This is a genomic window from Aeromonas sp. 84A (genome assembly GCF_051919345.1).
In the GTDB taxonomy this organism is placed as follows: domain Bacteria; phylum Pseudomonadota; class Gammaproteobacteria; order Enterobacterales; family Aeromonadaceae; genus Aeromonas; species Aeromonas veronii.
This window is the reverse complement of sequence record NZ_JBQBEW010000001.1, coordinates 4,277,501-4,290,426: the sequence shown is the minus strand read 5'-3', so window position 1 is coordinate 4,290,426 and position 12,926 is coordinate 4,277,501. Positions and strand designations below refer to the sequence as shown.

The window sequence follows — 12,926 nt, the reverse complement described above, 5'->3', positions numbered from 1 at the left end:
CAGACATGCTATGTCTGGTTGCGGCGTCGGTCATGAGAAACCCCTGCCCGCAGTATTGTCGGGGCCAGGCGGTTATAAAAATTTTGCTTTTCATCCCGTCGATTCGGGCAACGCTATCCATATTGGGACTAATCACTCAAATATCAAGCCCCACTCTCATTTCTTTTCTCAATTTGCACCTCTCTTATCAGCATCATCAGCTCTTGGGTTTCTTCGGAGCTTAGTCCTTCCTGAGCCACTTTGGCCTGCAATTCTTCGATCCGCTGTTTCAGAAACTGGTTGATGAAGCCGACGAAAGTGTCCTGCAATTCTCCCAGAATATCCGGCTCCTGATCGAGTTTGATCTCCTCGAACAGGTCGTGCATGGCCAGCTGAGCAAGGATCTCTCCCTCCTTGGTACCACGCCAGTGTTCCAGCAGGATACCGGTTGTGATACCGGGCTGTGCCAGGATTTGCTGGTGCAGTTGCAGCAGGAACTTGATGCCCTGTACGCGTAGCCCGGCTAATTCCGGCATGGGGGGAAGCTCAGCCGTTACTGCCGGATATTGCACCATCAGTGCCAGCGCACGCCGCAGTGGCGTCAGCTTGGCTGCCTTGGGTTTGTTGACCTCGGCATTGGGCTGACTGTTGCGGGCAAAGAGCTCGGCGATGCGCTGCTTGTTCTCGCCCCAGCGCATCATGCTGGAGAGACGAGTGATCAGCCCTTCGCGGGTAAACCCTTCCGGAACGCGACGAATAAGCTCGGCGGCCTTGTTGGCCACTTCGAACTTGCCTGCCTCACCGGAGAGCGCCGCATCGCGACCGAGACGCTCGAACATGAAGTCGGCGAACGGCTGGGCTTCATCGAGCAAGGCTTCAAAGCCCTCCTTGCCGATCTGGCGTACCAGCGAGTCGGGATCCTCGCCATCGGGCAGAAACACGAACTTCAGCTCGCGGCCATCCTGCAGATGAGGGAGGGCATTATCCAGCGCGCGCCAGGCGGCTTCACGACCGGCGTTGTCACCGTCGTAGCAGCAGACTACCTCGGCGGTGGTGCGAAACAGGGTGTGGATATGGTCGCTGGTCGTTGCAGTACCCAGCGCCGCCACCGCATAGTCGATGTCGTACTGACCGAGTGCCACCACATCCATGTAGCCTTCCACCACCAGGATCCGGCGTGGATCCTTGTGTGCCTGCTTCACCTCGTAGAGACCGAACAGCTCCCGCCCTTTATGGAAGATGGGGGTTTCCGGCGAGTTGAGGTACTTGGGGGTGCCATCACCCAGCACCCGGCCACCGAAACCGATGACCCGGCCACGCTTGTCACGGATCGGGAACATGATGCGATCGCGGAAACGGTCATAACTGCCCGGGCCATTGTCACGGGTGATCAGCATGCCGCCCGAGATAAGCAACTGCTCGTGATCCCGGCTGGCACCAAAGCGGCGGCGCACCTGATCCCAGTCGCTGGGTGCATAACCGATGTTGAAGCGCTTGACTACTTCGCCGGTCAGGCCACGTCCCTTGAGGTACTCCACCGCGTGGGGGGCACTCTTGAGATTGCTCTCGTAGAAGCGGGCGATCTGGTTCATCAGCTCGAACAGATCCTTGCTGACTGCGGGCTGGCTATTGGCCGAGCCGCCGATGCTCTGCTCGCGAGGTACCTGCATGCCTTGCATGCTGGCGAGCTCTTCGATGGCATCGGGAAATTCGAGACCGTCGTACTCCATGACAAAGCCGATGGCGTTACCGTGGGCACCACAACCGAAACAGTGGTAGAACTGCTTCTCCTGGCTGACGGTAAAAGAGGGGCTTTTTTCGTTATGAAAAGGGCAGCAAGCCTGGTAGTTCTTACCGGCTTTTTTCAGCCGCACTCGCGAGTCGATCAGCTCGACTATGTCTGTGCGTACGAGCAGATCGTCGATAAAGGATTGGGGGATCCTGCCTGCCATAACCGTCCTGTTTCATTGCGGAGAAAATAAAAAAGCCGCGCATTCCAAGGGAAGCACGGCTTCTTCGACCAAACAAGAGAGTTGCCTGTTACGCCAAGCGGGTTTTCACCTGAGCACTGACGGCGCCGACATCGGCACGCCCCTGAATTTTCGGCTTCAAGACAGCCATGACCTTGCCCATATCAGCCATGACGGCAGCACCACTTTCAGTGACGGCTTGCTCGATCAGAGCGGCAATTTCATCTGCGGTCAGCTGTTGCGGCAGGAACTCCTGCAACACAACGATCTCGGCGGACTCTTTGTCGGCGAGATCCTGGCGACCGGCAGCTTCAAATTGGCTGATGGAATCGCGGCGCTGTTTGACCATTTTGGTCACGACAGCGAGGATATCCTCATCATTCAGCTCGATACGGGTATCGACTTCACGTTGCTTGATTTCTGCCATCAACAAGCGGATCGCTCCCAGACGTGCCTTATCTTTGGCAAGCATGGCGAGTTTTTGTTGATCCTTGAGTTGATCCTTCAGAGACACGGCAATATCTCCCGATTAGTACAGGCGGATACGACGTGCGTTTTCGCGAGACAGCTTCTTGGCGTGACGCTTGACAGCAGACGCTTTGGCGCGCTTACGAATGGTAGTCGGCTTCTCGTAGAACTCACGGCTACGAACTTCGGACAGGATACCGGCTTTTTCGCAAGAACGCTTGAAACGACGCAGAGCAACGTCAAACGGCTCATTTTCACGGACTTTGATTACTGGCATGTGCCTTTCACCTCAGTGATAAATTGTTAGCTGACCTTCAATCGATCAGCATGTCTTAAAATGGTGCGAAATTATACTCTGGACAGGGAATGAAAGTAAACCCGCAGAGATCGCTCTGGTTTAAAAAACCCGCGAAGGTTACCATAGCCGTCTCATTTTAGCAGTGAAATTTTTTAGCAATGCGTGTATTGGGCATAGAGACATCCTGTGACGAAACCGGGATCGCGATCTTCGACGATCAAAAAGGGATCCTTTCCCATCAGTTATACAGCCAGGTCAAGCTGCATGCGGACTACGGTGGCGTCGTCCCCGAACTCGCCAGCCGGGATCATGTTCGCAAGACGATCCCGTTGATCCAGGCCGCATTGCAAGAGGCGGGACTGGGCAAAGATGACATCGACGGCATCGCGTATACCGCGGGTCCGGGTCTGGTTGGCGCCATTCTGGTGGGGGCGACCATTGGCCGCTCGCTGGCGATGGCGTGGAACAAGCCGGCTATCGCCGTCCATCATATGGAAGGCCACCTGCTGGCCCCCATGCTGGAAGAGAAAGCCCCCGAGTGCCCCTTCGTGGCGCTGCTGGTCTCCGGTGGTCACTCCATGCTGGTGCGGGTTGATGGCATCGGCAGCTATCAGCTGTTGGGCGAATCCATCGATGATGCCGCTGGCGAAGCGTTCGACAAGACCGCCAAGCTGATGGGGCTGGACTATCCGGGTGGCCCGCTGCTCTCCCGTCTGGCCGAGAAGGGCACCACCGGACGTTTCCATTTCCCCCGTCCCATGACTGACCGTCCCGGGCTCGACATGAGCTTCTCCGGCCTCAAGACCTTCACCGCCAACACCATCGCCGCCAATGGTGATGATGAGCAGACCCGCGCCGATATCGCTCGAGCGTTTGAAGATGCGGTGGTCGATACCTTGGCTATCAAGTGCCGTCGTGCCTTGAAAGAGACCGGTCTCACGCGTCTGGTGGTCGCCGGTGGCGTCAGTGCCAACCGTCATCTGCGTGCCCAGCTGGCCGAGCTGATGGAGAGCCTCAAGGGCGAGGTGTTCTATCCGCGCACTGAATATTGCACCGATAACGGCGCCATGATCGCTTACGCCGGTATGCAGCGCCTGAAAGCGGGTGTGTTTGAACCGCTGGCGGTCAAAGCCGTGCCGCGTTGGCCGCTTGATACCCTGGATCCGGTCTGATCCGATGGATCCCGCCTTCTGGCGTGGTGGTGAGTACCATGGTGGCCTACTGCTCCTGCAATCCGGCAGCGGTGGTTATAGCGCCGCTGGCACGCCGTGGTGGTGTCTGCTGTCGCCGTGGTTGAGCCATCCGGATAAGGCGTCAGGTCTCTTGCTGCCAGACAGCCAAGCACAGAGTAAAGAGATAAAAAAATCCCCGCCAACTGGCGGGGATTTTTGTTTGGTAATCGGCAGGCAATAGATTACAGCAAGATTCCGCCGAAGAAGAAGCCCAGCGCCACGGCGATGGCGATGGTGGCGGTGCCCGGTACGAAGAAGGGGTGGTTGAACACCGCTTTACCGATACGGGTTGAGCCGGTGTCGTCCATCTCTACCGCGGCCAGCAGGGTCGGGTAGGTCGGCAGTACGAACAGTGCGCTCACGGCTGCGAAAGAGGCAATCGCAGTCAGCGGGCTGACACCCAGTGCCAGTGCGGCAGGCATCAGTGCTTTGGTGGTTGCACCCTGTGAGTAGAGCAGCATGGCGGCGAAGAACAGCACCACGGCCAGCAGCCAGGAGTACTGGTTCAGCAGGTCGCCAGCGATCAGCTGGATGGTGTCCATGTTGCCTTTTACGAAGACGTTACCCAGCCAGGCCACACCCAGTACGCAGATACAGGCAGACATACCGGACTTGAAGGTCGGCATGTTGGTCACTTGAGTAGCGTCCAGTTTGCACACCAAGGTCATGATGGTGGCCGCGGCCAGCATGATGCCCATGATGGCGCCGTCACGGGGGATCGGCGGGTTGGTGATCAGGCCTACTTTACCGGAGATGGCAGTGGCATAAGCCATGACAGCAACGATGGCGGCGATGAAGATCCAGACCGACAGTTTGGCGTACGGTTTGATCTCGAGCTTGGTAGTACCACGCAGTTTGATCAGGCCCTTGGCTTTACGCTCCAGATAGACTTCGTCCTGCTCCAGCGGCTTGCCCATCATGTTGGCAATGAAGGCGCCCAGGATACAGGCCAGGAAGGTAGAGGGGATGCAGATGGCCAGCAGGGTCAGGTAGTCAACACCAAACGGTTCGAGCATGCCGGAGAAGGCAACCACAGCGGCAGAGATCGGGGAGGCTGTGATGGCGATCTGGGAGGCGACAACCGCGATGGAGAGCGGACGGGATGGGCGGATCCCTTGCTCTTTGGCCACTTCAGCGATCACCGGCAGGGTGGAGAAGGCGGTATGACCGGTACCGGCCAGCATGGTCATCAGATAGGTAACCACCGGAGCGGCGAAGGTGATGTATTTGGGGTTCTTGCGCAGCGCTTTTTCTGCCAGGAAGACCAGATAGTCCATCCCGCCAGCCAGTTGCATACAGGCGATGGCGCAGATGACGGACGCGATGATCATGATCACATCCCAAGGGATGTAGCTGACTAGTTGATCGCTCGGGATGGGCATGCCCAGACCCCACGTCAATACCAGTACCCCCAGACCACCGGCAAAGCCGATGCCGATACTGCCTATCCGGGCCCCCAGATAGATAGCGGCGAGCACGACAAGTAACTCGATTCCAATCATAGCGATAACTCCATTTTTTAGTTTTTGGTTTTTATTTGGCAAAAAGCCAATTCCCGATCGGGCTGGGGATAAAGACCAATCGGGAACTGACTTTATGGGCCGGGAAGATCCCGGCCCACACTCGCTTATACGGCAGCTTCGCGGGTGAAACGCTTGGCTTTGTATTGCGGGTTCATCAGGTTCTCGATGGAGAGAATTTCGTCCAGCTGCTCGGCGCTCAGCAGACCGCGCTCAAGAACGACTTCACGGACGTTCTTGCCGGTCTGGGCACAGATCTTGCCGACGATATCCCCTTCGTGGTGGCCGATGAAGGGGTTCAGGTAGGTCACTATACCGATGGAGTTCAGCACGTGATTCATGCAGATTTCCGGGTTGGCGGTGATACCTTCCACGCACTTCTCGCGCAGGGAAATACAGGCTTTTTCCATCAGGCTCAGGGATTCGAACATCGCCTGACCAATCACGGGCTCCATGACGTTCAGCTGCAGCTGACCGGCTTCGGCGGCGAAGGTGATGGTGATGTCGTTACCGAATACCTTGAAGCAGGATTGGTTGACCACTTCCGGGATAACCGGGTTGACCTTGGCCGGCATGATGGAGGAACCCGCCTGCATTTCCGGCAGGTTGATCTCTTTCAGTGCAGTGCGCGGGCCGGAGGAGAGCAGACGCAGGTCGTTACAGATCTTGGACAGTTTCATGGCCAGACGCTTGATGGCGCCGTGCAGCATGACGTAGGCGCCACAGTCTGAGGTCGCTTCGATCAGGTCTTCTGCCGGCACATAGGCACGACCGGTGATCTCGGCCAGACGCTTGATGGCCAGTGCAGAGTACTCGGGCGGAGTGTTCAGACCGGTACCGATGGCGGTCGCGCCCAGGTTCACTTCCAGCAGCAGCTCCTGGCAACGCTTGATGGATTTGATCTCTTCACGCAGGGTCACGGCGAACGCGTGGAACTCCTGACCCAGGGTCATCGGGACTGCATCTTGCAGTTGGGTACGGCCCATCTTCAGGATGTTTTTGAACTCTTTCGCTTTGGCATCGAATGCCGCGATCAGGTGCTCCAGCGCGTGCAGAGTCACGTCAGTGCTGTTGACCACAGCAACGCGGAAACCGGTCGGGTAGGCATCGTTGGTGGACTGGCACTTGTTGACGTGGTCGTTCGGGTTGATGACGTCGTAACGGCCTTTCTCCAGACCCATGATTTCCAGGGCGATGTTGGCCAGTACTTCGTTGGTGTTCATGTTGACGGAGGTGCCGGCACCACCCTGGTAAACGTCGACCGGGAACTGGTCGAAGCATTTTCCGGTGTTCAGCATCAGGTCGCAGGCTTCTACGATCTTGTCAGCAATTTCAGGACGGATGGTACCCAGTTCACCGTTTGCCAGCGCAGCGGCCTTCTTGGTCAGCACCATACCGCGGACGAATTCCGGAACGTCAGAAATCTTCTGAGAGCTGATCTTGAAGTTCTCGACAGCGCGCAGGGTGTGCACACCGTAGTAGAGATCATTGGAAACTTCTTTGGTGCCCAGCAGGTCTTCTTCAATGCGGACGTTCTTGATGTCGCTCATTGTAATGCCTCAGAAATCAGATAAATGGAAAAATCCTCACCGAGTGGTCGCGAGTTCCTTGCGCACAGCTCATCCTGAAGCACCACACATCGAGTGGGGCGGTTGGGAGAATGACCTCCCGAAAAACTAATCAATATACTACTCCAATTGAGGTATCGGTTATTAGAGGTGGATCACTAAATTTGCGACATTTTCAAATTACTTTGAGGAAAGTACACATATGTTAAGAAGTTTTTATCATGATGATTTTTATAAGTTTTTGTGACTTTTTGCTGATTTTTTAGATTGCTGATGACGTAGGAGTCAGTTGACCAACTTGAAAATAGGGGGGCTGCCCCCATTTATTCAGAGCAGAAAGTGGTGATGACGGGGCGGCAAAATCGCCTCTGACCATCGTTGGATGGGCGCTACTTTTTCTCAATTTACCGGTGCTGGAGTGGATATGGGCAAGTTGTTTTTGTTGTTGGTGGGTCTGGTTGTGCTGGAGCTCACCGTGATGATCGAGGTCGGCTCGGTAATCGGGGCGCTGCCGACTGTCGGCTTGCTCATCCTGACTGCGGTATTGGGCTCCTCGCTGGTGCGCAGTGAAGGGATCAAAACCCTGTTCAGCGCCCAGCAAAAGATGCAGATGGGCGAGATGCCGGGCCGCGAGGTGATGGGGGGCATGATGCTGGCGTTGGCCGGCTTGCTGCTGGTTATCCCGGGTTTCGTGACCGACATTTTCGGTGTGCTGTTGCTGCAACCCTGGCTGCGTAACAAACTGGCTGACAAGCTGATCGGCAGCAGCCAGTTCCGGATGCAGATGGGCGGTTTCCAGCCTACTCAATCGCCGTTTGGCAACGCACCGTCCGATGATCATCTGGGGAACGCCAAGCAGGGCGGCACCACCATCGAAGGCGAATTTGAGCGCAAAGAGTAATCGACGAGACGAAAACCCGAGGCGAGTGACTGAATCAGGGTTTGCCCTGATGGCACAAGGCCTCGAAGCGGTGTCGGGCATACCACCATGCGAGGGTGCCCGCCGCCAGATTGGCCAGCAGTATTCCCATATATATCCCCTGTTCTCCCCCCAGCTTTGCCCCCAGCCAGGCTCCTGGCAACAGAAAACCAAACAGTCGCAATCCGTTGAACAAGAACGAAATACTGGATGCTCGCACGCCATTTAGCGCCGAGGCCAGCAGCATCACCATGCCCTGAAAGCCGTAACCGATCGGCACCAGATGCAGATAGAGAATGATGAGGCGAATGACCTGCGGATGATCGCTGAACAGGTTGGCGATGAGTGGCGCCAGTAGCCAGGTCAGGCCATAGATGGCGAGCTGGAACAGCAGGGCAAAGCGCAGGCAGCTCTGAAGTGCGGCTTTGGCGCGGGCCGGATTGCCGGCGCCGCAGTTTTGCGAGATGAAAGGGGCCAGTACGGAGGCAAGGGCCATCATCACAATCAGCAGCAGCGCCTCGACCCGCGACGCGGCGCCGTAAGCGGCCACCACCTCGGTACCCAGTCCTGCAAAGATCGTCATCAGCACCGCATTGGCCAGGGGGTTGAGCATATTGGTAAAAGAGGCGGGGACGGCGACATGGAGCAGCGCCCGCCAGTGGGACAGCAACCGGGCCCGCGGCGAGAGGCGCCACAGCAGCAAGCCCTCCCGATGACGCAGGATATAGAGGCTGACCAGCATCGCCATCAACCAGGAGAGAGAGGTCGCGATGGCGGCCCCGCGGATCCCCCACTCGGGAAAGGGGCCGATACCGAAGATCAACAGAGGATCCAGTACCCCGTTGACCAGCCCGGCTACGGCCATCACCAGACTGGGGGTTTTGGTATCGCCGGTCGCCCGGATGGCGGCATTGCCCACCATGGGCAGCACCAGCATGGGGACGGTGAGATACCAGATCAGCATGTAGTCATGGATGAGGGAGATAAGCTCGGCACTGGCGCCCAACAGGGTAAACAGAGGCTTGATGGTGAGAGCGCCCCCCGCGGAGAGCAGGGCCACCATGATCACCGCCAGAAACAGGCTGTCGGTGGCGAGATGGGCTGCCTCATCGTGTTTGCCCTGCCCCAGGGTATGACCGATCACCGCTGACAATCCGGCGCCCAATCCCATCGCCAGCGAGGTAACCACAAAAGTGACGGGAAAGGTAAAGCTGATGGCGGCCAGAGCTTCGGTTCCCAGCATACCGATAAAAAAGGTATCGACCAGATTGAAGGCCAGAATGGCGATGATGCCGAAGATCATGGGGCCCGTCATCTGGCGCAGTACGACCGGAATAGGGGCTGTCAGCATGGGGTTGGTGCGGGTCAAGGGCTCGTCTCTACAGCTGGCTTTGAAGGTTCTGGCATCGAAAACGGGCGGCTTGAACCGACCTTGCACCAGGGGGCGGATATGGCTGAACCATCGAAGATGTTTATAGTACGTGAAAAAATTTTTTTTGTATTTGCCCTTGAAGGGTTAGCAACTCTGCCCCACATCAGGGACATATCTAATTTGGCCTGGAACGGCCATTCCTCAAAGCAACAATGAGACTCATTTTGGGAGAGTTATCGATGAAAATTCGTCCACTGCACGACCGCGTCATCATCAAGCGCATCGAAGCTGAAGCCAAATCTGCCGGCGGTATCGTCTTGACTGGTACTGCGGCCCAGAAGTCCACCCGTGGTGAAGTGCTTGCCGTGGGGACTGGTCGCATCCTGGATAATGGCGAAGTCAAAGCGCTGGCCGTGAAGGTTGGTGACAAGGTTATCTTCAACGAAGGCTACGGTGTTAAGACCGAGAAGCTGGATGGTCAGGACGTCCTGATCCTCTCCGAAACCGACATCCTGGCGATTGTCGAAGAGTAATCCATCCTCCTTTTCCCCGAATTGATTTAAGGATTGAAGAAAAATGGCAGCTAAAGACGTTAAGTTTGGTAACGAAGCCCGCATCAAGATGCTGGAAGGCGTAAACATCCTGGCTGATGCCGTCAAGGTGACTCTGGGCCCGAAAGGCCGCAACGTGGTGCTGGACAAGTCCTTCGGTGCCCCGACCATCACTAAAGATGGTGTGTCTGTTGCGCGCGAAATCGAGCTGGAAGACAAGTTCCAGAACATGGGCGCCCAGATGGTCAAGGAAGTGGCTTCCAAGGCGAACGATGCCGCCGGTGACGGTACCACTACTGCAACCGTTCTGGCTCAGGCCATCGTCAACGAAGGTCTGAAAGCCGTTGCCGCCGGTATGAACCCGATGGATCTGAAGCGCGGTATCGACAAAGCCGTTGTGGCTGCTGTTGCTGAACTGCAGGCGCTGTCCCAGCCGTGCGCTGACAGCAATGCCATCGCTCAGGTGGGCACCATCTCCGCCAACTCCGACGAGAAAGTGGGCAAGCTAATTGCTGAAGCCATGGACAAAGTGGGTCGCGATGGCGTCATCACCGTTGAAGATGGTCAGGGTCTGGAAGATGAGCTGGCAGTTGTTGAAGGTATGCAGTTCGACCGCGGCTACCTGTCCCCCTACTTCATCAACAAGCAAGAGACCGGTTCCGTTGAACTGGACGACCCGTTCATCCTGCTGGTTGACAAGAAAGTCTCCAACATCCGCGAAATGCTGCCGGTGCTGGAAGGCGTTGCCAAAGCTGGCAAGCCGCTGCTGATTGTTGCTGAAGACGTAGAAGGCGAAGCCCTGGCGACTCTGGTGGTCAACACCATGCGCGGTATCGTGAAAGTGGCTGCCGTCAAGGCGCCTGGCTTCGGTGACCGTCGCAAGGCCATGCTGCAGGATATCGCCGTACTGACTGGCGGTACCGTCATCTCTGAAGAAGTTGGCATGGAGCTGGAAAAAGCGACGCTGGAAGATCTGGGTCGTGCCAAGCGCATCGTCATCACCAAAGAGAACACCACCATCATCGATGGCGTGGGTGATGCCGGTGTGATCGAAGGTCGTGTTGCCCAGATCCGTCAGCAGATCGAAGAGACCTCTTCCGACTACGATCGTGAGAAGCTGCAAGAGCGCGTAGCCAAGCTGGCTGGCGGTGTTGCCGTGATCAAGGTTGGCGCAGCCACCGAAGTCGAGATGAAAGAGAAGAAAGCACGCGTTGAAGATGCCCTGCACGCTACCCGCGCCGCGGTTGAAGAAGGTGTGGTTGCCGGTGGTGGTGTTGCGTTGGTTCGCGTTGCAGCCAAACTGGCTGGTCTGCGTGGTGACAACGAAGACCAGAACGTCGGTATCAAGGTTGCCCTGCGCGCCATGGAAGCCCCGCTGCGTCAAATCGTCATCAACGCCGGTGAAGAAGCCTCCGTCATTGCCAACGCAGTGAAGAACGGCGAAGGCAACTTCGGTTACAACGCTTATAGCGAACAGTATGGCGACATGCTGGCCATGGGCATCCTGGATCCGACCAAGGTAACCCGTTCCGCCCTGCAGTTTGCCTCTTCCATCGCCGGTCTGATGATCACCACCGAGTGCATGGTCACCGAACTGCCGAAGAAAGATACCCCTGCCATGCCTGACATGGGCGGCATGGGTGGCATGGGCATGATGTAATCCTCCCCCCTTGCTCTGTTTGACAAACGGCTCGCTCAAGGCGAGCCGTTTTTTTATATCTGGCTAAACTGAGTCTGTTGAGACAGCAAATCTGGGGGCGATATGAAAATGTTTGGTTGGCTGACACTACTGTGTTCATTGGTCATCATGCCGGTGATGGCTGCTGAGGCGCTGACGGGGCCGGTGATCCTGAAAGTCGGTGGTAACATCAGGTCGGCAGACGAAGTTGATGGCAAGGTGTTGTTTGATCTGGCAAAACTACAGGCTCTGCCGCAACATGAGATAGTGACAGGCAACCCGTGGGTGGATAAGCCGCACACCTACAGAGGCCCAAAACTGGCCGATGTATTGGCTGCAGTCGGTGCGGATGGCAAGACCATTACGTTGACGGCACTGAACAGTTTCCAGATCCGCATTGAATGGGACAAGGTTGCCAAATACGAGCCCATCCTCGCATGGGAAGACAATGGTGCTGTCATGCGGGTGCGTGACAAGGGGCCGGTCTGGTTTATGCTGCCTCTTGATCAATATCCGGAATTGAAGCGATCCGAATATACCGACATGATGATCTGGCAGCTGGATTTGATAGACATTCAGCACTGATAAAAACAGCACGGGAGCATGGGGTGAAAGGAAAGACTAGGGCGTGGCCACTGCTCGTCATTCTGTATGTATCCATCCTGTCGTTTACCGGGAGCACCCTCTATTGCCTGATGCAGATCCAGAATGCGACCAGAGCGATGGAGAAATACACCTATGATGTCTCCTGGGCGCTGATGCAGTTGCAGCTGGAGCTCGGTCGTTTCCTCAATGCGGTAGAGGTCTATCACTATGGCGGGATTGATCATGACACCTTGATGTTGCGTTATGACATTCTCTGGAGCAGAACGCCCATCCTGTTGAGCGGCCAGCTGCGCAAGAGCATGCAGGACAAGCAGAAAACCTTGCGTCTGGTGCAGCTGATTGAAAGCAATATTCGCCAAATAGAGCCCGACATCACCAAGTTGCAAAGCGGGGCATCTGACTATCAGCAGATCATGATGCGCCTTGCCCCGCTGCAAGAGCCGCTCTCCTACTCCCTCGCTTCTGTGATGCAGAAGAACATTAACGTCTATTCCGAGAACGATCGTCATTTTGGCCAATTGCGCAATGCCTTGTTGCTGATGGTCTCCGGTCTGGTCATGTCAGTGTTGCTGCTCAGCATGCTGCTTATATATGAAGGGCGTCGTCATTTCAGAGCGGCCAGACGGGATCCGCTGACCGGGTTGTCCAATCGGGTTGCCCTACTGGAACGGATGGAGCTGTACGCCACACAGGAAGTGCCGTTTGGACTGGTGCTGGTCGACATCAACGACTTCAGAGATATCAACAGTAAGTTTGGCTATGACA

General features: G+C 56.4%; 12 protein-coding genes (1 of these 12 cut by a window edge). 6 read left to right on the top strand and 6 right to left on the bottom strand.

The window, feature by feature from the left end:
* Positions 1-143: 143 nt before the first annotated feature.
* The 3 genes from dnaG to rpsU all read right to left on the bottom strand — a co-directional run bounded on the left by dnaG (position 144) and on the right by rpsU (position 2,694).
* Entirely contained in the window at positions 144-1,931 is a 1,788-nt protein-coding gene (gene dnaG / locus ACTG20_RS19430; protein ID WP_194494690.1) for a DNA primase, read from the bottom strand.
* A gap of 88 nt (positions 1,932-2,019) precedes the next feature.
* Positions 2,020-2,463 carry a GatB/YqeY domain-containing protein gene (locus ACTG20_RS19425; protein WP_033136006.1) on the bottom strand — a complete coding sequence of 148 codons (444 nt, stop codon included), beginning with the start codon at positions 2,461-2,463 and terminating at the stop codon, positions 2,020-2,022.
* Positions 2,464-2,478: 15 nt separating this feature from the next.
* The gene (gene rpsU / locus ACTG20_RS19420; RefSeq protein WP_005309452.1) at positions 2,479-2,694 is read right to left on the bottom strand and encodes a 30S ribosomal protein S21; all 216 of its coding nucleotides are present in this window, start codon (positions 2,692-2,694) and stop codon (positions 2,479-2,481) included.
* 179 nt (positions 2,695-2,873) lie between these two features.
* On the opposite strand from rpsU, the gene tsaD reads away from it, so the two are divergent.
* Positions 2,874-3,887: a tRNA (adenosine(37)-N6)-threonylcarbamoyltransferase complex transferase subunit TsaD gene (gene tsaD, locus ACTG20_RS19415; RefSeq protein WP_194494691.1), complete on the top strand. Its 1,014-nt coding sequence runs from the start codon at positions 2,874-2,876 to the stop codon at positions 3,885-3,887.
* A 242-nt stretch (positions 3,888-4,129) separates the two neighbouring features.
* On the opposite strand, the gene ACTG20_RS19410 is transcribed toward tsaD, so the two are convergent.
* Positions 4,130-5,449 (bottom strand): anaerobic C4-dicarboxylate transporter, encoded by a 1,320-nt coding sequence (locus ACTG20_RS19410; protein ID WP_021229055.1) that lies wholly within the window; start codon positions 5,447-5,449, stop codon positions 4,130-4,132.
* 125 nt (positions 5,450-5,574) lie between these two features.
* Positions 5,575-7,017 carry an aspartate ammonia-lyase gene (aspA, locus tag ACTG20_RS19405; protein WP_005340569.1) on the bottom strand — a complete coding sequence of 481 codons (1,443 nt, stop codon included), beginning with the start codon at positions 7,015-7,017 and terminating at the stop codon, positions 5,575-5,577.
* 442 nt (positions 7,018-7,459) lie between these two features.
* Here aspA and ACTG20_RS19400 point away from each other — a divergent pair, with 442 nt between their 5' ends.
* Positions 7,460-7,936 carry an FxsA family protein gene (locus tag ACTG20_RS19400; RefSeq protein WP_139747103.1) on the top strand — a complete coding sequence of 159 codons (477 nt, stop codon included), beginning with the start codon at positions 7,460-7,462 and terminating at the stop codon, positions 7,934-7,936.
* A gap of 34 nt (positions 7,937-7,970) precedes the next feature.
* On the opposite strand, the gene ACTG20_RS19395 is transcribed toward ACTG20_RS19400, so the two are convergent.
* A complete protein-coding gene (locus tag ACTG20_RS19395; RefSeq protein ID WP_234915276.1) occupies positions 7,971-9,305 on the bottom strand; it encodes an MATE family efflux transporter in 1,335 nt (444 codons plus the stop codon).
* Between the two features lie 260 nt (positions 9,306-9,565).
* On the opposite strand from ACTG20_RS19395, the gene ACTG20_RS19390 reads away from it, so the two are divergent.
* The 4 genes from ACTG20_RS19390 to ACTG20_RS19375 form a co-directional block, all read left to right on the top strand.
* Positions 9,566-9,859 (top strand): co-chaperone GroES, encoded by a 294-nt coding sequence (locus ACTG20_RS19390; protein ID WP_005340573.1) that lies wholly within the window; start codon positions 9,566-9,568, stop codon positions 9,857-9,859.
* 43 nt (positions 9,860-9,902) lie between these two features.
* A complete protein-coding gene (gene groL, locus ACTG20_RS19385) occupies positions 9,903-11,537 on the top strand; it encodes a chaperonin GroEL (protein WP_005340575.1) in 1,635 nt (544 codons plus the stop codon).
* Positions 11,538-11,639: 102 nt separating this feature from the next.
* The gene (locus tag ACTG20_RS19380) at positions 11,640-12,140 is read left to right on the top strand and encodes a molybdopterin-binding oxidoreductase (protein WP_005349099.1); all 501 of its coding nucleotides are present in this window, start codon (positions 11,640-11,642) and stop codon (positions 12,138-12,140) included.
* A gap of 23 nt (positions 12,141-12,163) precedes the next feature.
* A protein-coding gene (locus ACTG20_RS19375) for a putative bifunctional diguanylate cyclase/phosphodiesterase (protein WP_194494693.1) crosses the window boundary here: on the top strand, positions 12,164-12,926 show its 5' end (the start). The gene runs 1,169 nt beyond the window's last position; 763 of the gene's 1,932 nt are visible here — the first part of the coding sequence; its start codon is at positions 12,164-12,166; the stop codon falls past the right edge of the window.

What these genes read in the sequence shown, in the direction of transcription:
- rpsU (WP_005309452.1), bottom strand. Translation starts at nt 2,694, where the DNA reads ATGCCAGTAATCAAAGTCCGTGAAAATGAGCCGTTTGACGTTGCTCTG.
- ACTG20_RS19400 (WP_139747103.1), top strand. Translation starts at nt 7,460, where the DNA reads ATGGGCAAGTTGTTTTTGTTGTTGGTGGGTCTGGTTGTGCTGGAGCTC.
- ACTG20_RS19380 (WP_005349099.1), top strand. Translation starts at nt 11,640, where the DNA reads ATGAAAATGTTTGGTTGGCTGACACTACTGTGTTCATTGGTCATCATG.
- groL (WP_005340575.1), top strand. Translation starts at nt 9,903, where the DNA reads ATGGCAGCTAAAGACGTTAAGTTTGGTAACGAAGCCCGCATCAAGATG.
- ACTG20_RS19410 (WP_021229055.1), bottom strand. Translation starts at nt 5,449, where the DNA reads ATGATTGGAATCGAGTTACTTGTCGTGCTCGCCGCTATCTATCTGGGG.
- dnaG (WP_194494690.1), bottom strand. Translation starts at nt 1,931, where the DNA reads ATGGCAGGCAGGATCCCCCAATCCTTTATCGACGATCTGCTCGTACGC.
- tsaD (WP_194494691.1), top strand. Translation starts at nt 2,874, where the DNA reads ATGCGTGTATTGGGCATAGAGACATCCTGTGACGAAACCGGGATCGCG.
- aspA (WP_005340569.1), bottom strand. Translation starts at nt 7,017, where the DNA reads ATGAGCGACATCAAGAACGTCCGCATTGAAGAAGACCTGCTGGGCACC.
- ACTG20_RS19390 (WP_005340573.1), top strand. Translation starts at nt 9,566, where the DNA reads ATGAAAATTCGTCCACTGCACGACCGCGTCATCATCAAGCGCATCGAA.
- ACTG20_RS19395 (WP_234915276.1), bottom strand. Translation starts at nt 9,305, where the DNA reads ATGCTGACAGCCCCTATTCCGGTCGTACTGCGCCAGATGACGGGCCCC.